Below are 18,992 nucleotides of genomic sequence, written 5' to 3'. Positions count from 1 at the left end.
CACGGGCTCCGGTGGCGCGCCGTCAGGAGGGCCGCCGGAACGCCCGGCTGAGGGACGCTCCGACGGCCACCGAGGCGGCGCCGCCGGCCAGGCCGAGGACGGCGCCCGCGGCGACGTCGCCTGGGTAGTGGACCCCGGTGTGGACGCGGGAGTAGCCGACCGCGGAGGCCAGCAGCCCCAGCGGCACGACCGCGGGCGGCAGGACGACGCCGACGGCGGTCGCGAAGGCGACCGCGGAGGCGGTGTGACCGGACGGGAACGACGCCGACTCCGGCATCGGGACGTGCCGGCCCACCACCACCCGGGCCGCCTCCCGGTCCGGGCGCGGCCGGCGGACCAGCCGCTTGCCGAGCAGGTTCGCGGTGGCCGAGGCGATCGCGATCGCGCCGACGCCCGCGGCCGCCGCGCGGCGCGGGCGGCCCGGGAGGAGGGCGAGCCCCGCGGCCACGGCGAAGGAGATCTTGGAGTGGTCGGCGGCGTGGGACAGCCGGCGCAGGCCCACGTCCAGGGCGGGGGTGGGCGTGGCGGCCACCGCCGCGTACAGGGCGCCGTCCACGGCCCGCAGGTCGTGCAGGACGGCCCGGACCGTGAGGGCGGTGGCCCGCGGCCGGTCCCGCAGCCGCACCCGCGTCGCCGTCCGCACGCCGGGGTCGGCCCCCGCCTCGTGCCTGCCGCTGTTCTCGTCACTCATGCGCCGCTCCTGTAGGGGTCCTCGGTCGGTTCCGGACGGTGCGCGGGGCCGGAGCCGTACTGTTCGGGAAAGGCGAGCCGGATGATCCGCCGCCAGTCCAACGGCGGGGGCGGCGGAACCACTCCCGGCCGGGCCCGCGGCACCAGCACCCGCAGCGCCCGGGGCCGCAGCTCGCAGACGACCGGGGTGGGCAGGACGAGCGCCTCGCCGTCCACCGCCACCGCCACGGTGTCCTCCGCCTTCCGTACGCCGGCGGTGGTCACCCCGCCGTGGACTTCGACGCGGTGCGCGGTCAGGACGTTGAGCGCGGCCGACTGGGTGCCCCGGACGACCAGGTCGGCGGCGTGCGCGGCGCCGTCCACCCGGATGCCGATCACGCCGAGCCGGCCGCCGTCCAGCCGGGTGCGGTGCCCGGTGGCCGCGCTGAACAGGTCGGGCGCGGCATACGGGTTGTTGCTGACCAGGATCGCCTGCTGGCCCGGCAGCCGGGTGGTGTCGGCGGTCGCGTCGAGCCGGTCGCCCTGGCCGCCCCGCAGCAGGTCGGGCAGCGCCTCGAACGCGGTCTCCGCCTTGGCGTCGCGGTACTCCGGGCGCTGCACCACGTCCGCGTACACCCCGAAGGAGACCGTGTTGACGAACGGCCGCCCGGAGACCGTGCCGAGGTCGACGCGGAGCTCCTCGCCGTCGGTGAGCGCGTCCAGGCAGGCCGCCGGATCGTTCCGGTCGAGGCCGAGGTCCATCGCGAAGTGGTTCCGCGTCCCGGCCGAGACCACCAGGAACGGCAGGTCGTGCTCGGCGGCCACCGCCGCCACCAGCGCCTGGGTGCCGTCGCCGCCGGCCACCCCGAGCAGGTCCGCGCCGTCGGCGACGGCCTTCCGGGCGAGCGCCGTGACGTCGACGGGCGCCGACGGATCGAGCAGCACCACCCGCGCGCCGAGCCGCTCCGCCTTCGTCGCCAGGCCGAACCGCCCGACCTTCCCGCCGCCGGACTTCGGGTTCATGAACAGCACCGCCTGCCGGGGCCGTACGCCGGGCCGGGCCGGCGCCGGCGCGTCCGCCACCTCGCCCGGCCTGCGCAGCGCCTCCCGCGCGCACCCCAGCGCGACCGCCCACAGCGCGAGCGCGGACAGCGCGAACAGCCACAGCCCGCCGACCACGTACAGCACGAGCACACCGACCGGCGCACCGATCGCCAACACCCCGCCGACCGCCCGCAAGGCCCCCCGGTGCGCGGCGACCCACCACAGCCCGACGGCCCCGGCCGCGAGTCCCACGAGCCCGCTCAGCAGCACCAGCAGCCCGCCGCCGCCCAGCGCCAGCAGCAGCACGACCACCGCGGCCGCCGCCGCACCCAGTGCCCACCGCGCCAGATCCCGCGCGGCACCGCTCGCCTCGCCCTCGCCCCGCGACCGCACGATCCCGTCCACCGACCCCACCTCCGCCTTCCAGACTCCCCCAGGCTCCCCCGGATCTCCCCACTGAAGCAGCCGTTCGGCGGAAGATCCCGATCCGGACGGCCCGTCCGGGCATCGACGGTCGACCGGCCAAACCGGGAGCAACCGGGTTTCGCCCGGGGCCCCGCGGGGCGACACGATCACGTCGGCTGGCTGAAATTCGTACGCGTACGGTACGGCGCTTGCCGCGCCGGTCGTGGCCGAACACCGCCTTGACCGCGTTTCCGCTGGCAGAGCCCCCGACCTTTCCGGAATGCCGGTTCTCAATTGTCCTGAAAGCGGGGCGTCAAGGGGGGTGAATGAGTCATGTTTACGGCTGCCCGACACAACGATTCCAGGTCCTTGCTCTCCTTAATAACTATTGTAGTATTGGCCACTGGTTTGATCATCTGACTGCGGGATTCAGGGAGATCGCGACGGGGGAGTCCTGATGTCCAGGGACAGAGCACTTCAGCAGGAAACGGCGTGACGCCGCCGCGAGTCCAGACGTTGTTTACGCGTTCTCAGTATTCCCCTCATGCCGCGTAAATCCCATCGTGCCATCACTCATAACCGGGCCGCTCAAGGAGCCGGCCCGGTCACCGAATCATGCGCATGCTCGGCCGGAGTCGAAAATCCTACCTCAGCGTCGGTAACGGGGGAATGAATGGGAATCAACGTACTGATAGCCGACAAGATGAACGTGTCCCGCTATGCGCTCGCCGCCCTGCTCGAACAGGGCAAGGGGATACGGGTCATCGGTTCGGTGGCCGGCGATCTCGAGGCGATCGAGTTCGCCGATACGCACCACCCGGATGTCGTGATCTTCAATTTCGACGGCGCGGACAGCAATGTCCTCACCGTCGCCGAGAAGATCGCCTGCCTTCCGAGAAGCCGCTGTCTCCTGCTCGCCGAATCGTTCAAGCGGTCGGTCGTACGGCAGGCATTCACCGGCCGAATCGCCGGAATGGTGCAGCAGAGCGCCTCGCCGTACCGTTTCTTCGAGTCCATCCACCGGGTGCACCAAGGGGAAAGGGTCTTCGACACGGAATTGACCGTGGCGGTGCTGGGAAACAATGACTGCCCGCTTTCCCAGCGGCAACTCTCCGTACTTGAGCTGCTGGCCCAGGGCGACACGCTCAGCGAGATCGCGGCGCAATTACACATCTCCGAGGGGACCGTGCGGAACTATCTCCTTTCCGCGGTGACGAAGCTGGGCGCACGCAACCGCATCGACGCGCTGCGCATCGCGCAGGAAGCGCACTGGTTCTGACCTGCGGGTCACTGCAAGGCCCCTCTAGCTCATTTCACAGTCATCCCCCGGGGTTCCTTCGGGTGCGCCGCTGAACTGCGGCGACGTACCTGGACGGGCGGAACCCCGGGGGATTCCTCAGTCATGCCTACGGAGGGCTCGTCATGGCGGATATCTCACGCGGCAAAGATCTGATCATCGCCATCACGATGGCCGATATCGCCATCATTCTCGTCGTGGGATCCTTCCTGGGTTGGCTGGTTCGATACGTGCGCCAGCCGCCCGTCGTCGGCGAGATCATCGCCGGAATCGCCCTGGGGCCGAGTCTTCTCGGCCTGTTACCCGGGGACCTGCCTTCCCAGATCTTCCCGAGCGAGGTGAGACCGTATCTGTCGGCGATAGCCCAGGTCGGGCTGCTCGTCTTCATGTTCGGCATCGGCTGGGAACTCGACAAGAAGCTGCTGAAGGGACGAGGCAGTGCCGCGGCGGCGGTCTCCCTCACCTCGGTCGTGGTCCCGTTCAGCCTGGCGATCGGACTTGCGGCGCTGCTCTACCAGCGGCACGACACCGTGAACGGAGAACAGGTCTCCTTCACCGCGTTCGCCCTGTTCATGGGCGCGGCGATGTCGATCACCGCCTTCCCCGTGCTGGCCCGGATGCTGACCGAACACGGAATGCTGGGAACACGGGTCGGCACCCTCGCACTGGCCAGCGCGGCCATCGACGACGTCATCGCCTGGTGTCTGCTCGCCCTGGTCGCGGCGATCGTGACCGCGTCCGGTGGCGCCGGGGATCTCGCGCAGACAGTGCTGTTCTCCGGGCTCTACATCACGGCGATGGTGGTGTTCGTACGCCCGTTCCTGTCCTTCGTCATGCGCCGCTGGGGCCGTGAGCGCATGACACCTCGGCTCATCGTCGTCCTCGTCGCCGGGCTCTTCCTGTCGTCCTACGCGACGACCTGGATCGGGATCCACGCGATATTCGGTGCGTTCGCCTTCGGATTCATCATGCCGAGCGAGTTCCGCGGCGCGTTCGGCGAAGAGGCCAGGAGGCCGTTCGCGGGGATCAGCATGGTGCTGCTGCCGGTCTTCTTCATCGTCACCGGACTGAACGTCGACATCGGGGCGTTGACCGGACGCGATCTGATCGAACTGGCCGCCATCATCGCCGTCGCCTGCGCCGGCAAGATGATCGGCGCGTCCGTGGTCGGCAGGCTGTCCGGAATGTCATGGCGGGAGGCCGGCACCCTCGGCACCCTGATGAACACCCGCGGCCTCACCGAACTGATCATCCTCAACGCCGGCGTCAGTCTCGGAGTCCTGGACAGCCGGATGTTCACCATGATGGTCGTGATGGCGTTGTTCACGACCGCGCTCACCGGACCGTTCCTCCCGAAGCCCTCGGTACGCGTCGGCCAGGCCGGGCTCCGGACCCGCCCCGAGGAACTCGCCGGGGCGATGTCCTAGGCGCGGGCCGGCCCGCAGAACGGTCGCCGCCATGGCTGGAACGCCATGGCGGCGATTCGCGTACGGGCCCCTCACCCGCAGCCGAACAGCAGTCTTTATTTATCTTGAAGCAAAATGCGTGAACAGGGCCAAATCAACCTCGTCCTCATTATCCGAAAATGCTTGCTTCGCTCCGACCGGTGTGGATTTTCCGCAGCTGCGGAATGCTAGAATCGACCCACCTGTATGGAGGATGAAATGCCCGCTGAAAAGCCTCGCGCCAAGGCCGTCGGCCGGCCGCCTCATCTGTCTCTGGATGCGATCGTCGCCGCGGCGGAACACATTCTGGAGACCGAGGGCGCGGGAAAGCTTTCGATGCGGCGCCTGGCGGACGAATTGGATAGCGCGCCGATGGCGCTCTATTACCACGTGCGCAACAAGGACGAACTGCTTCTGCTGCTGATGGAGGCCCAGGCCCGGCGCATACCGCGCCCGGAACTGCCGGAGGATCCACGGGAGCGGCTGATCGCGGTGTCGATCATGCTCTACGAGCTGCTCGGCGACCGGCTGTGGATCGTGCAGGTGGTCGCCGGCGGCGACCTCATCGCCCCCTCGGCGCTCTGGTTCGTCGAGGAGATGATCGGCGCGATCGTGGAGTACGGCCACACGCTGGAGAACGCCGTGTACATCTACCGGACGATCTGGTTCACCATCGTCGGCGACCTGATCATCCGGGCGAACGGCAACGAGCGGCGCAGCCGGGCCACCGGACCGACCTACGAGGACCAGGTCGTCGCCGGCCTGATGAGCGGGACGCACCCCCGGCTGGCGGCGGTCGCCGATCGATGGGCCGAGCTCAACGGCCGTGACACCCACCGCCAGGGCCTGACGGCGGTCGTCGACGGGCTGCTGCGGTCGGTGGAGACCGTGGAACCGTCCGGCACCCGCTAGCCGCATTCGATCCGGTGACAGCCCGAGCCCGCCTCCCCCGGAAAGCGAGGGAGGCGGGCTCGGGCATCGCCTCTTTATTCACTCACCGCCGGCGTCATGGAAATGTTCCAGAAGTCGGCGTAGCGGCCGCTCCGGGCGAGCAGCTCGTCGTGGCTGCCCTCCTCCACGATGTGGCCGCCCTCCAGGAAGAGGACGCGGTCGGCGCGCTGCACGGTCCGCATCCGGTGGGCGACCATCACCACGGTCCGCCCGGCCATCAGGCGGTCGATGCCCTCGTGGACGGCGGTCTCGTTGACCGGGTCGAGGGCGGACGTCACCTCGTCCAGCAGGACGATCGGCACGTTCTTCAGCAACGCACGGGCGATCGAGACGCGCTGGCGCTCACCGCCCGAGAGCAGCGCGCCGCCCTCGCCGACCTTCGCCTCCCATCCGCCGGGCAGCCGCTCGATGACCTCGTCGAGCCGGGCCGCCGTCGCCGCCGCGCGGACCTCGGCCTCGTCGGCGTCCGGACGGCCGAGGCGCACGTTCTCCTCGATGGTGCCGTCGAAGAGATAGACGTCCTGGAAGACGATGGCGATCTGCTCCATCAGCACCTTGGTGTCGATCTCGCGCACGTCCACGCCGCCCACGCGAACCGCGCCGGAGTCCACGTCGTAGAACCGGGCGAGCAGCTGGAGCAGGGTGCTCTTGCCCGCACCCGACAGACCGACCACGGCGAGCCGCTGCCCCTGGGGCACGGAGAAGGACACGTTGTCGAACACCGTGCGGTCGCCGTGCCGGAAGGTCACGGACTCGAAGGCCAGGTCGTGGTCGACCGGCCGGACGGGCTCGCGGGGCTCCGGCAGCGGCGCGGTGCTCAGGACCTTGTCGAGCCGCTCCAGCTCGGACTGGGCGCCGCGGAGCCCCGCGCCGATGTCCGACAGCGACAGCAGCGGATCGGCGCAGCGGGCCGCGAGGACCAGGATGGTCAGGACCTCGGCCGCCCCGATGCTCCCGCCGAGCGCGAGGGACGTGCCCAGCGCCAGCACGGCGGTGAAGGCCACCTGCACCGCGACCGTCAGGCCCACCGCGCCGGGCAGCATCGCCAGCACGGTGCGCCGGGAGGAGCGCTGGACCTCCTGGAGCGCGTCGTCGAGGAGCTCGAACCGCTCTCCGGTGCGGCCGCCGGCGCGCAGCACCGGCTGGGCCTGGAGGAACTCGATGACGCGGTCCGACGCCTCCTTGTCCCGTTCGTGACGGTCCGCGTCGGTGCTGGCCATCGAGCGCGCGGTCCACTTCTGGATCGCCGCCACGACGGGTGCGGCGATCAGCGCGGCCACGCCCAGCTGCCAGTTGAAGGCGATCATCACGGCGACGATCGTCAGCGGGGTCACCAGGGCGGAGATGAACGGGGCCAGCAGGTGGGCGGAGACGCCCATCGCCTGGAGCAGGCCGCGGCTGGCCATGACGGAGACCTCGCCGACCCGGCCGGCGTTGTACCAGCCGATCGGCAGCCGGGCCAGGTGCTCGCCCAGCCGGTAGTACATGCCGTGCAGCATCTTGGTGCCGACGCGCATGCCGGAGAGGTCGCTGAAGTAGCGCAGCACGGCGTAGACCGCGACCGCGGCCCCGAACGCGGTCAGCCACGGCACGGCGTCGTCCGGCGTGCTGCCGAACAGTTCCCGCAGCACCGGGACGAGCAGCGCGTAGGAGAGCCCCTCGACCATCGCGGTGATCGTCATCAGGACCACGGTGCGGCGCATCGCCTGGGCGTACTCGGGTCCGAGCACGCGCAGCAGCGTTCGAATCATCGGAGCTGTCCTCCTTGGGATCGCCAGAACTCGGCGAACTTTCCTTGCTGCGCCAGCAGTTCGGCGGGGCGGCCACGCTCGACGATCGACCCGTTCTCCAGCATCACGACGGTGTCGGCGTCGGCGACCGTCTCCGGACGATGGGCGATCACCAGGATCGTCCGCTCGCCGCCCAGGCTCGCCAGGGCCTGGCGGATCGCCTGCTCGGTCTGCGGGTCGGCGAAGGCGGTCGCCTCGTCGAGCACCAGGACGGGTGTGTCGGCCAGCAGCGCGCGGGCGAGGGAGATCCGCTGGGCCTCGCCGCCCGAGAGCTTGACGTCCTCGCCGATCACCGTCTCGTAGCCGTGGGGCAGTTCGAGGATCCGGTCGTGGATGTGGGCCAGCTTGGCGGCGCGCACCACGTCGTCGCGCTCGGCGTGCGGCACCGCGAGCGCGATGTTGTCCGCGACCGAGGCGCGCAGCAGGCGGACGTCCTGGAAGACGAAGGAGACCGTGCGGTAGAGCTGCCGGCTGCCGATCTCGCGCAGGTCGACGCCGCCGATGGTGACCGAGCCCTGGCTCGGGTCGAAGAACCGCGGCAGCAGCTGGACCAGGGTCGACTTGCCGCTTCCCGACGGCCCGACGAGCGCGGTGAAGGTCCCCGGCTCCAGCACCAGGTCCACCCCGCTCAGCACCTCGCGGTCCTCTTCGTAGCCGAAGTGGACGTCGCGCAGCTCCACCCGGTGCCCCTGGGGCGCGACCGGATGCGCGGGCTCCGGAAGCGACGGGACCTCGAGGACCTCCTTGATCCGGCCGACGGCGCGGCCGGCGGCCTGCATGTCGTCGAAGCCGTGGCCCAGGGCCGCCACCGGGGCGGTCAGGCCCAGGCCCAGCAGCAGGAAGGGCAGCAGGTCGGCCGGGGCCAGACTGCCGGACGTGATCATCGACGTGCCGCCGATCAGGACGACGAGCAGCACGAACGGCGGGGACAGCGCGAGCTGCATGCCGGCGGCGACCAGGGACATGCCGCGCACCCACCGGAAGAACGTGCCGACGAAGTCGTCCACGGCGGTGAGGAACTTCCCGTGGGCGCGCTCGGAGCCGCCGAACGCCTTCACGACCGCGATGCCCTGCACGAACTCGACGACGGAGCTGGCGATCCGCCCCATGGCCGCGTCGAACTCCTCCTGCTCACGCGTCCTGGCGGGCAGCATCAGCAGCGGGACCAGGAGGATGGCCATCACCACCGGGATCAGCGTGATCAGCGTGAGCTTCCAGTTGATGGTGAACAGGTAGACCAGCGACACCAGCGGCACCACGAAGGCGGAGACGAGCTCGCCGGGCGCGTGGGCGATGAGCGGGTGCACGGCGCTCACGTCCTCGCCCACCACCTTGGCCAGCTCGCCCGTCTTGCGGCGGGAGAACCAGCCGATCGGCACACGGCCGAGCCGGTCGGCGAGCGCCCGCCGGAACGTCAGCTGCGCCTGGCTGTCCAGCACGTGCCCGAGTCCCGAGGACGCGGCGGTGAACAGCAGCCGTACGAACAGGCCGACCGCACCGAGGATCACGGCCGTCCAGACGTGTCCCTCGTCGATCGGGCCCGGCGCCAGCAGGGTGCGGCCCAGCTCGACGACCGCCAGCAGCGGCGCGAGTCCCGCGAGAGCGCCGATCACCTGCAGGATCGCGACAACCGCGAACTTACGGACATGAGGACGTAGCAGCCTGGACAGGCCCTGCCCCGCGGAGTCGGAGTCCGACGTCGGCGTGGACCGCTCCCCCGCTCCTAAAGCGTCGATCGCGCTCATCACTCTCCCATCGTACGCGTACGAATATCACTGTACTCGGCTCTGGGACCGAGGGGATAGGGATTCCGGCCAGAGATCGTCGACGGTCAGCGGCTTCCCGGATTCGGGCTCGGCGGCCTCGGGATAGCCCAGGGCCTCGGTCAGCTCCTTCCAGGCGCGGGCGACGGTCAGATGGCGCTGCTGGCCGTGCAGCGGGTCCGCGCCCGCCTCGACGCGCTCGCGCAGCTCCTCCAGGACGGTCAGCACCCCGTCGCCCCAGACGTCGTGGACCGCCTCCTCCCAGGTGGGCGTCCCGGCGGGGCCCACGTGGGCGCCGGTGGGGCCGGAGTCGTCCGACCACCCCGGCGCGGAGCCCGACCGGCCGGGGAAGAACCGCCCCTCCGGGTTCGCCGGCAGGCGCAGCACCGGGCTCCAGATCACCGGGCCGTGGGTGTTGGCCAGCATCAGGTTGCCGGCGTCGGTGCCGATGGTGATCCGGTGCAGGAACAGGCTGGTGCTGTCGTCACCCGCCTGCATCCGGTTCTCCACCCGCAGCGTCAGCGGAACGCCCGCGATCTGGGCGTCGACCCCGACCAGCGGACGGCCGGCGCGGGCGCCGACCCCGGTGATCGACCAGGGCCGCAGCCCGTCGAAGATCCCCGCGAGGATGTCGAGCAGGTCGAAGGAGACCTGCACCGCGCAGAGGGCGTCGACGAACACCGGCTTGCGCAGCCGGACCAGTTCGCGGGCGGCCGAGGTGAACCGCCGGACCGGTTCGAGGTGCGGGTAGAAGGTGTTCAGCAGGTACTGGGTCCCCGACCTGCGCGCCACCCGCAGGCAGTCCGCCAGCTCGTCCGGGTGGACCGGATGCTCCTGGAGCACGTGGATGCCGCGTTCGAGCAGGGCCTTGGCCAGCTCCGCGCCGCGCCCGCCGCCGACCGCGGTCGACACCACGACACAGGCCGCGTCGACGTCGTCGGGCAGCCGCTCGACCGCGTCGTACAGCGGGACGCCGTACTCCTCGGCGAGCGCCGCGGAGCGGGCGCTGCCGCGGGCCAGGACGCCGACGAGCCGGAAGCGCTCGGGCGCGCGGGTGAGGGCCGCGGCGTACACCTGGCCGAAACGGGTGCCGCAGACGACGACACGCATCGGGCGGGTCATCGGCGCTCCGCGGGCCGCGCGGCGAGTGCGTCCGCCAGGCGGGTCACATGGGGCGTCCGCAGGCAGCTGAAGTGATCGCCCGGTACGTCGACCACCGTCACGTCCCCCAGGCACGTCTCGCGCCAGAACGCGCTCGTGTCGTCCGTGGGTCCGGGGACGCCCGGCGCGGGCTCGACGGGACGCAGGAAGGTGATGTCCCCCGCGTACGGCAGCGGGTCGTACTGCGCCACCGCGTCGTGGATCCGCGTGAGGACCGCCGGGTCCGCGCCTGCGGGAACGCGGTGGCCGGACACCAGGGTCAGCCGCCGTACCGTCCCGTCGGCCTCGCTCAGGGCACGGGCCAGCTCCAGGGCGATCGGGCCGCCGAGGCCGTGGCCGATGATCTCCACGCCGTCGAACCCGGCGGCCCGCACCTCACGGGCGTATCCGCCGGCCAGTTCCTGGACGAGGTCCGGTGCGGCGAGGTCGAGGCCACCCTCGCCGTCGGGCAGCGCGATCCCGAACAGCGGTGCATCCGTGCCGAGTTCGGCGATGAGCGCGCCGTACGCCGTCAGGGTTCCCGATCCGTCGTGCACCAGCAGCCGCACCGGTCCCGCCCCGGTTCCGGCGAGCGGGACCAGCGACGAGGTGCGGGCCGCCGGCGCCGCCCCGGCGGCCGGAGCCGCTTCGGCGCCGGAGCCCAGCGACCGGGCCAGGCCGGCGACCGTGGGGGCGTCCAGCAGGGCGCGGAGCAGGGTGTCGAAGGTGAGGTGCGCCGCCTCGGGCACGACTTCGCGGACCCGCCCGACGAAGCGGGCCGCCAGCAGCGAGTCGCCTCCCGCGTCGAAGAAGCCCGCGTCGCGGCTCGGCGGCTCGGCCCCGAGGGTCTCGGCCCACAGGTCGGCGATCCGTCGCTCGACGCCCGGGTGCGGCGGCTCGGAGGGCTCGTCGCGCGGCGCGGCGGGTGCCGGGGCGGAGGCGAGCAGCCGCTTCCGGTCGACCTTGCCGTTCGGGGTCAGCGGCAGCGCCTCCACGAGGCGCACGCGCGCGGGGACCATGTGCGCCGGCAGCCGGTCGGCCACCCATCCGATGAGCTCCGCCGCCTCGACGGATCCGGACTCCCGCCGGGGGATCACGAAGGCGACCAGGGCCCGTTCGAAGGCGCTGTCGCCCGCGGCCAGGACCACCGACGTGCCCACCATCGGGTGCTCGCCGAGCACGGCCTCGATCTCGCCCAGTTCGATCCGGTGTCCGCGGATCTTGACCTGCTGGTCCGCGCGGCCGAGGAACTCGATCTCCCCGGACGGCAGGTAGCGGCCGAGGTCGCCGGTGCGGTAGAGCCGTTCCTTCGTCTCCGGGTGGTGGATGAAGCGCTCCGCCGTCCGGTCGGGGTCGTTCAGATAGCCGGTCGCCAGGCCGGTGCCCGCGATGTACAGCTCGCCGGCGACCAGGTCGGGGCGGTCGCGCAGCGCGGTGTCGAGCACGTGGAAGCGCTGGTTCGCCAGGGGGACGCCGTACGGGATGCTGCGCCAGTCGGGTTCGACGGTCGTGATGGGGTGGTGGATCGACCAGATCGCCGCCTCCGTCGCCCCGCCCAGGCTGATCAGTTCGGTGCCGGGCAGGTGCCGTCCGGCGTGGCCGGGCAGGGTCAGCGGGATCCAGTCGCCCGACAGCAGCGCCAGCCGGAGGCTCTGCGGGCCGGCGGGTTCGGCGTCGAGGTAGTACAGCAGCATCTGGAGCTGCGCGGGCACCGAGTTCCACAGCGTCACGCCGTGCTCGGCCACGACCTCGGCCCAGTGCGAGGGGTCGCCGCGGCGCGCGGGGTCCGGCAGGACGAGGGCCGCGCCGGCGGCCGGCGGGCCGAACAGGTCGTAGACGGACAGGTCGAAGCTGAGCGCCGCCAGCCCCAGGACGCGGTCGGCGTCGCCGACGCCGAAGCGGTCGTTGAGGTCGAGCACCGTGTTGAGGGCGGCGCGGTGGCTGATCATCACGCCCTTGGGCACCCCGGTCGAACCCGAGGTGTGCATGACGTAGGCGAGGTCGTCGGGCGCGACGCGGGGGCCCTCGGGGATCTCGGCGAGCGGGACGGGCGGCAGCCCGGCCACGGTCACCGCCCGCACGCCGTCGGGGAGTTCACCGGCCGCGGCGTCGGCGACGACGGCGAACCCGGCGCCGCTGTCGGTGAGGATGCGGTCGCGCCGGATCCTGGGCTGGCCCGGGTCGACCGGGACGTACACGCCGCCGGCGAGCAGCACTCCGAGCACCGCGACGGCCTGGTCCCGGCACTTGTCGACGAGGATGCCGACGAAGTCGCCGGGGCGGCACCCCTCGGCCCGGAGCCGCGCCGCCACCGCGGCGGCCCCGCCCAGCCACTGCGCGTACGTCAGCGTCCCCTCGGTGTCGATCACCGCGACCCGGTCGGGGAACGCGCGCGCACGGGCGACGAGCGGATCGTGCAGCAGGCCCTCGGGCACCGGCGCGGCGGTCGCGTTCACCTCGGCGCGCCGGGTGCGCTGGTGCTCCGGCAGCGGCTGGGGGTCCACCGCGGTCCAGGGCTCGGCCCCCTCGGCCAGCCGGTGCAGCAACGCCTCGAACGCGGCGAACATGTCGTCCACCAGGCCGTCGGGGAAGGTCCCCTCGCGGACGTCCCAGTTCACGTCCAGGCCGCCGAACTGGTCGCCCACCTGACAGTCGATCCACACCTGCGGTGTCTGGCTGATGCCGTACGACGGCCGCGGCTTCCGGCCCGCGGCCGACACCGCGCCGCCGCCGACCCCGATGCTGCCGGTGAACACCACGGGCAGCATGGCCTCCTCGCGCCCCCGGCGCCGGGCGATCTCGCGCAGCACCTCGACCCCGCTGAACAGCCGGTGGTCGAGGTCGTCGAAGAGCCGCTCGCCCAGGGCGCGGGCGCGCTCCGCGAAGCTCGTCCTCTCCTCGTGGTCGACCGCCAGCAGGCTCAGCGAGGTGAAGTCGCCCAGCAGCCGGTCCACGCTGGGGTGCAGCGGCAGCCGGTTCAGCACGGGCAGTCCGACGCAGAAGCGCGGAGTGGCGCTCCAGCGGCCGATCGTCTCCACGTACGCCGCGAGCACCGCGTTGGCCGGAGTGCTGCCCTGCTCGGCGGCGCGGGTCTTGAGCGCCTGCCACACCCGGTCGTCGAGCGTCGTCGTCAGCCGGCGGAAGCGCGGTGCCGCCGTCGCCGGATCGTGGTCGTCGCGCAGCGGCAGGACGGGCGGTCCGGGCAGTTCGTCGACGCGGTTCCACCAGTACGCGCGGTCGCGCGCGTACTGCTCGGTCTCGCGCAGCCGGTGCTCGGCGGACACGTAGTCCCGGTAGGTGGCGTCGATCTCGGGCAGGGCGCAGTCCGGCCGCTGGTAGCGGAGGTCCAGCTCGGTGAGCACCTGCTGGATGCTGAGCCAGTCCAGCGCCATGAAGTCCACCGACATGTGCAGGACGCTCCGGTCGGCGACCAGGGTCAGGCGCAGCTCGTACATGGGGCGTTCGCCGGCGGGGTGCACGGCGTGCGACAGCTCGTCGCGCACCCCGGCGAACGCCTCGGCGACCTCCTCGTCGGAGGCGTCGCGCAGGTCGGCGACCGCGATGCGGGTGTCCTTCGCCTCGGGCAGGACGCGCTGCGTGCCGTCCTCGTGGATGATCGTCCGCAGGGCGTCGTGGCGGCGCACCATGCCGTCCCAGGCGTTCTGCAGCCGGACCGGGTCCAGGCCGGCCGGATAGTCCAGCTCCTGGTAGAGGTGGCAGGAGACGCCGCCGTAACCGAAGGCCGGGTTGCGGCCGAAGAGGTAGGCGGACTGAATGTCGGTCAGGGGGAAGGGCCGGTCCCGCTCGTCGGGCCGGTCCTGCCAGACCGGGTCCTCCGCGCGGCTCGCCGCGGTGTCCGCCACGAGGGTCAGCAGTTCCGCCTTGTGGCGGCGCAGCTCTCCCAGACGCCGGTCGTCCATGACGCCGCGGGGGGCGCGGAAGCGCAGGTTCTCGCCCTCGCGCCACAGCTGGATCCCGGCGTCGGAGAACTCCTTGAGCAGGTCGTTGGCGTTCACACCGCACCCTCTTCGTATGCGTCGGCGGCACGGAGCCGGTCGATCAGTGCGCTGATTCCCGCGACGGTCGGTGTGCGGATGACGTCGCGCATGGGCAGTTCGACGCCCCAGGCTCCGCGCACCTCGGCGACGAAGCGGGTCGCGATCAGGCTGTCGCCGCCGAGCCTGAAGAAGTTCTCGTTGCGGCCCACCGACTCCAGTCCGACCAGCTTCGTCCAGCGGTCGGCGACGAAGGTCTCGGTGTCGCCCCGCGGCGGGTCGTCCACGTCGCGCGGCCGGTCGACGAACTGTTCGAGGACGGTCCCCACCCGCCGCCGGTCGATCTTTCCGTTGGCGCTGAGCGGCAGCGCGGGCAGGACGGCGAAGTGGTCCGGGACCATGTGCTCGGGCAGCCGCTCGGCCACCCACCCGCGCAGGCCGGCGGGGACGATCCCGTGGGCGGTCGCGGGCCGGTCCGCGGCGAGCAGGAGCTCGCCGCCGGGCTCGGTGCGCAGGACCCGCACGTCGGTCAGGCCGGCCGCGGCGCAGGCGTGCCGCCACCGCTCGGCACCGTGGAGCCAGGGGGTCTCGGGGCGGCCCGCCGCGAACCTCCCCGCCCGTGCCTCCAGCGGCAGGGCGGTGACGAGCGCGAGCGGGGTCGGGTGGGCGCGCTCCAGGATGTGGAGGCGGCCGCCCGGGGCGAGCAGCAGGGCCAGGGTGGCCACGGCCAGGTCCGGGTCCGGCATGCGGTGCAGGACGTTGTTGGCGACGACGGCGTCGTAGGCGTGGAGGTGCTGGGCGGCGACGGCGTCGGGGCTCTGCCATGCGGTGCGGGTGGCGTGCCCCTGCTCCTCCAGCAGCGTCCGGGTCCTGGCCAGCGCGGGCTTCGAGGAGCCGAGGAGCGTGTAGTCGACCGGGGCGGAGCCGAGTGCGGCGAGCAGCCGCGCGGTGCCGCGGCCCCCGGCCACGTCCCACTCGGCGACGCGCGGGGTCGCGGAGTCGCCGCCGCGTGCCCGCAGGTCCTCGGCGACGGCCCGGAGGCAGTCGGCCGTCGCCGGCATCAGGTCGCCGAGCGCCTCCGGGGCCAGTACCGGGTCGTCCAGCAGCGCGGTGGCGTCGGCGTCGCCGGAGAGGATGGCCGACAGGAGCGGTCCGGCCCAGCGCAGCGCGGCGGCGACGGTCTCGAAGGGGGTGCCGTCGGCGGCCTCGCGGGCCGCGGCGATCCGCTCCGGGCTCGTGACCTCGTCCCAGCGGGCGCCGTGCCGGTGCGTACCGTCGGCGGCGCGGACGAGCACGTCGCGCTCGGTGAGGTACGCGCACCAGATGTCCAGGACCGGGCGCTGTTCGGCGCAGACCAGCGGGTGGGCGCCGTCGGATCCGGTCAGCGGTGCGACGACCTCCGCCAACAGCGCCTCCACCAGGCGGTGTTCGAGCTGGTGCGGATCGGTCTCGCCGGTGGCCGCGGGCGGCAGGAAGGGGCTCCGGGTGCGGTCGGGTTCCGGGTGGACCCGCTCCGGTGCGGACGAGCGCTCGACCACGGCGGCGACGAGTTCCCTGCGCCCTTCGGTGGCCGGGAGGACCACGGCCTGGGCGACCTCGGGGTGCCCCTGGAGACAGGATTCGATCTCCCCCAGTTCGACCCGGAAGCCGTTGATCTTCACCTGGTGGTCGAGGCGGCCGAGGAACTCCAGGGTGCCGTCGGGCCAGTAGCGGCCGAGGTCGCCGGTGCGGTACCAGCGCTCGCCTTCGTACTCGGGGAAGCGGGCCGCCGTCAGTTCGGGGTCGCCCCGGTAGCCGAGCGCGACCCCCGCGCCGCCGATCCAGAGCTCGCCGGGCACCCAGTCGGGACAGTCCCGGCCCCGCTTGTCCACCACCCGGAACTTCTGGTTCCGCAGCGGTGTGCCGTACGGGATCGAGCGCCAGCCCGCCGGGACCTCGGTGACCTCGTACATGTTCGACCAGATCGCGGCCTCGGTCGCGCCGCCGAGCGAGATGAACCGGCAGCGGCCGTCCGTGGCCCGCGCCAGCCGCTCGGGCAGGTCGAGCCCGATCCAGTCGCCGGACAGCAGGGCCAGGCGCAGCGAGCCGGGGAGCGGCGCGCCGTCCGCCGCGGTCAGCGCCATCTCCAGCAGCGCCGGGACGGTGTTCCAGACGGTCACCGCGTGCCGTCGGCACAGCGTCAGCCACTCGACGGCGTCGCGCCGGCCGGACTCCGGGACCAGGACGGCGGCCCCGCCCACCGCGAGGAAGCCGAAGACGTCCCACACCGAGAGGTCGAAGTCCAGCGCGGAGACCGCGAGCACCCGGTCGTCCGCCCCGATGCCGAACCGCTCGTTGAGGTCCTCGACGGTGTTGACCGCGGCGCGGTGGCTGACCTCGACGCCCTTGGGCAGGCCGGTGGAGCCCGAGGTGAAGATCACGTACGCGGGGTCGCCGGGCTCGGCCGGCACCGGTGCGTCCAGCGGCGGCGTGCGGAGCGCCGTCTCGATCGGGAGCACCTCGACACCCGCCTCGGTCTCCCCCAGGGCCCCGCTGCCGTCGAGGACGACCTCCGCGCCGCTCAGCTTCAGGATGCGGGCGCGCCGCTCCGCGGGCTGGTCGACGCCGATCGGGACGTACGCCGCGCCCGCGGCGAGCACGCCGAGCACCGCCGCGATCTGCCGCGGTCCCTTCGGGGCGACCACGGCGACGTACGATCCGCGGCCGATGCCGCGCCCGGCGAGCGCGGCGGAGACGCCGAGCGCGTCCCGGGCCAGCTCCTCGTGCGTCGTCGAGGCGTCGTCGCCCCAGAGCAGGGCCGGCCGCCCGGCGCGGTCGGCGGCCCGCTCGAAGAACGCCGTGTGCAGGAGGTTGTCGGTCATGGTCCGGGTGGACGCGTTGACCGCCTCCCGGGTGGCCCGCTGCGCGGCGGGCAGCGGCGTCCTCGGGGGCGTGGTCTCCCACTCCCCGTCGATCAGCTCGCGGACCAGCGCCTCGTAGGCCGCCATCATCGAGTCGAGGAGGTCGTCGGGGAACAGCTCCTCGACGGCGTCCCAGACCATCCGCACACTGCCGTCCCCGGTGCGGTAGATCTGGTGGTCGAGCCAGACCTGCGGCGTCTGGGAGATCATCCAGCTCGCGTCGCCGAACCGCTCGGCGAACACCTCCGGGATCAGCGGCGCCGACAGGTCCAGGGAGAACACCACGGGCGCGGTGCGGGGCGCGTCCGGGTCGGAGCGGGCGAGGTCGCGCAGGACGTCGACGCCGCTGTAGGCGGCGTGCCCGATGTCCTCGTGCACCTGCTTCTGCACGGCGCGGGCGCACTCCTGGAAACCGTCCCCGGAGAGGTCCACCTCCAGCAGCACCAGACCCGTGAAGTCGCCCACGACGCGCTCGATCTCGGGGTGCGCGCCGAGATCGCGGTCGAACAGCGGCAGGCCGAGCAGGAAGTGCTCGTCGCCGGACCACCGGCTGAGGATCAGCGAGTACGCGGTGGCCAGGACGACCGACGGGGTCAGGCCGGCCTGGTTGCCCCGCCGCTCCAGGGCGGTCCACTCGTCCGCCGTGAGGTCGAAGTACCGGCGGACGAAGCGCGGGGCGGCGACGGCCAGGGGGTCGGTCGCCAGGGGCAGCTTCGGGCCGCCCGGCAGCGACGGCACCCGCCGCTGCCAGTACGGGCGGGCCCGCTCGCTCTCGGCCCGGCGGACCGCGGCCTGGTCCGCGAGGTACCGGCCGAAGGTGTAGCCGACCTCGCCGAGGCTGTCCGGGTCCTCGTACAGCGCGGTCAGCTCGGTGAGCAGCAGCCGGAAGCTGGCCAGGTCGGCGACGAGGAGGTCGACGTTGAAGTGGAGCCGGTCGACCCCGCCGGGCAGCCGGCTCAGCTGGACGTCGACGACCTCGCCGCGGCCGACCTCCAGCACCCGGTGCGACAGCCGCTCGCGCAGCTCCAGCGCCGCCGCCTCCGCCTCGGCGGCCGGCCGGTCGCGCAGGTCGTGGACGGTCAGGCCGGGCCACGGCGACCGGGGCAGGACCCGCTGGGTCGCGTCGTCGGCGAAGCTCGCCCGGAGCATCGGGTGCCGTGCGAGCAGCGCCCGCACGGCCCGCTCCAGACGGTCCGGCTCGATCGGCGCGACCGCGTCGAACTCCATGTAGTTGTGACAGCCGACGCCGCCGAGGGGCTGGCCCTCGGCACGGCCGATCAGATACGCCTGCTGCACCGCGGTCAGCGGGAAGCTCCGATCGGCCTCGTCGTCGTGCTTCTCGACGGCCTCCGGCGCCGGTGCGCCGCCCTCCAGGGGGGTCAGCATCCCGGGCCAGGCCGACAACCGGGGGGCCTCGGCCAGCTCGGCGAACGAGACGTCGAGGCCCTCCCGGTTGAGCCGGCTCACCAGCCGGATCAGGTCCATGGACTGCAGGCCGAGCTCAAAGAGGTTGCAGTCGTCGTCCGCCTCGGTCAGCTCGATGCCGAGCACACCGGATACCACTTCGCGCAGAGCTTTAAGGTCCATGTCCTC

10 protein-coding genes are annotated in these 18,992 nt (G+C 72.5%); 3 read left to right on the top strand and 7 right to left on the bottom strand.

The genetic code is table 11. From position 1 onward, the window contains the following. Positions 1-22: 22 nt before the first annotated feature. Entirely contained in the window at positions 23-691 is a 669-nt protein-coding gene (locus IF73_RS0124190) for a phosphatase PAP2 family protein (RefSeq protein ID WP_107049325.1), read from the bottom strand. Then, a complete protein-coding gene (locus IF73_RS0124185) occupies positions 688-2,118 on the bottom strand; it encodes a diacylglycerol/lipid kinase family protein (RefSeq protein WP_234338329.1) in 1,431 nt (476 codons plus the stop codon). The genes IF73_RS0124190 and IF73_RS0124185 overlap by 4 nt, the downstream gene beginning before the upstream one ends. Before the next feature lie 673 nt (positions 2,119-2,791). Between IF73_RS0124185 and IF73_RS0124180 the strand changes: the two genes are divergently transcribed. From IF73_RS0124180 to IF73_RS0124170, 3 genes are all read left to right on the top strand, one after another. Beyond that, on the top strand, positions 2,792-3,397 hold the full coding sequence (locus IF73_RS0124180) for a response regulator transcription factor (protein ID WP_031011558.1): 606 nt from the start codon (positions 2,792-2,794) through the stop codon (positions 3,395-3,397). A gap of 143 nt (positions 3,398-3,540) precedes the next feature. Then, positions 3,541-4,842 carry a cation:proton antiporter gene (locus IF73_RS0124175; RefSeq protein ID WP_031011557.1) on the top strand — a complete coding sequence of 434 codons (1,302 nt, stop codon included), beginning with the start codon at positions 3,541-3,543 and terminating at the stop codon, positions 4,840-4,842. Between the two features lie 237 nt (positions 4,843-5,079). Continuing rightward, positions 5,080-5,772 (top strand): TetR/AcrR family transcriptional regulator, encoded by a 693-nt coding sequence (locus IF73_RS0124170; protein ID WP_031011555.1) that lies wholly within the window; start codon positions 5,080-5,082, stop codon positions 5,770-5,772. Positions 5,773-5,846: 74 nt separating this feature from the next. Here the strand turns inward: IF73_RS0124170 and IF73_RS0124165 are convergent, their stop codons facing one another. Genes IF73_RS0124165 through IF73_RS0124145 form a run of 5 tightly spaced genes read right to left on the bottom strand, consistent with a single transcriptional unit; the run spans position 5,847 to position 18,986 of the window. Continuing rightward, positions 5,847-7,562: an ABC transporter ATP-binding protein gene (locus IF73_RS0124165; RefSeq protein ID WP_031011554.1), complete on the bottom strand. Its 1,716-nt coding sequence runs from the start codon at positions 7,560-7,562 to the stop codon at positions 5,847-5,849. Continuing rightward, positions 7,559-9,346 carry an ABC transporter ATP-binding protein gene (locus tag IF73_RS0124160; protein ID WP_031011552.1) on the bottom strand — a complete coding sequence of 596 codons (1,788 nt, stop codon included), beginning with the start codon at positions 9,344-9,346 and terminating at the stop codon, positions 7,559-7,561. Before IF73_RS0124160 ends, IF73_RS0124165 begins: the two co-directional genes overlap by 4 nt. A 27-nt stretch (positions 9,347-9,373) precedes the next feature. Further along, a complete protein-coding gene (locus IF73_RS0124155) occupies positions 9,374-10,486 on the bottom strand; it encodes a Gfo/Idh/MocA family oxidoreductase (protein ID WP_031011550.1) in 1,113 nt (370 codons plus the stop codon). After that, positions 10,483-14,520 (bottom strand): non-ribosomal peptide synthetase, encoded by a 4,038-nt coding sequence (locus IF73_RS0124150; protein ID WP_051717240.1) that lies wholly within the window; start codon positions 14,518-14,520, stop codon positions 10,483-10,485. Before IF73_RS0124150 ends, IF73_RS0124155 begins: the two co-directional genes overlap by 4 nt. Beyond that, positions 14,517-18,986: a non-ribosomal peptide synthetase gene (locus IF73_RS0124145; RefSeq protein ID WP_078868219.1), complete on the bottom strand. Its 4,470-nt coding sequence runs from the start codon at positions 18,984-18,986 to the stop codon at positions 14,517-14,519. The genes IF73_RS0124150 and IF73_RS0124145 overlap by 4 nt, the downstream gene beginning before the upstream one ends. Positions 18,987-18,992: the final 6 nt, after the last annotated feature.

Origin of the sequence: Streptomyces sp. NRRL F-5727 (genome assembly GCF_000719555.1) — a bacterium.
In the GTDB taxonomy this organism is placed as follows: domain Bacteria; phylum Actinomycetota; class Actinomycetes; order Streptomycetales; family Streptomycetaceae; genus Streptomyces.
Note: the sequence above shows the minus strand (reverse complement) of the source record. Positions and strands in the feature narration are given on the sequence as shown.

What these genes read in the sequence shown, in the direction of transcription:
- IF73_RS0124175 (WP_031011557.1), top strand. Translation starts at nt 3,541, where the DNA reads ATGGCGGATATCTCACGCGGCAAAGATCTGATCATCGCCATCACGATG.
- IF73_RS0124145 (WP_078868219.1), bottom strand. Translation starts at nt 18,986, where the DNA reads ATGGACCTTAAAGCTCTGCGCGAAGTGGTATCCGGTGTGCTCGGCATC.
- IF73_RS0124155 (WP_031011550.1), bottom strand. Translation starts at nt 10,486, where the DNA reads ATGACCCGCCCGATGCGTGTCGTCGTCTGCGGCACCCGTTTCGGCCAG.
- IF73_RS0124190 (WP_107049325.1), bottom strand. Translation starts at nt 691, where the DNA reads ATGAGTGACGAGAACAGCGGCAGGCACGAGGCGGGGGCCGACCCCGGC.
- IF73_RS0124170 (WP_031011555.1), top strand. Translation starts at nt 5,080, where the DNA reads ATGCCCGCTGAAAAGCCTCGCGCCAAGGCCGTCGGCCGGCCGCCTCAT.
- IF73_RS0124180 (WP_031011558.1), top strand. Translation starts at nt 2,792, where the DNA reads ATGGGAATCAACGTACTGATAGCCGACAAGATGAACGTGTCCCGCTAT.
- IF73_RS0124165 (WP_031011554.1), bottom strand. Translation starts at nt 7,562, where the DNA reads ATGATTCGAACGCTGCTGCGCGTGCTCGGACCCGAGTACGCCCAGGCG.
- IF73_RS0124160 (WP_031011552.1), bottom strand. Translation starts at nt 9,346, where the DNA reads ATGAGCGCGATCGACGCTTTAGGAGCGGGGGAGCGGTCCACGCCGACG.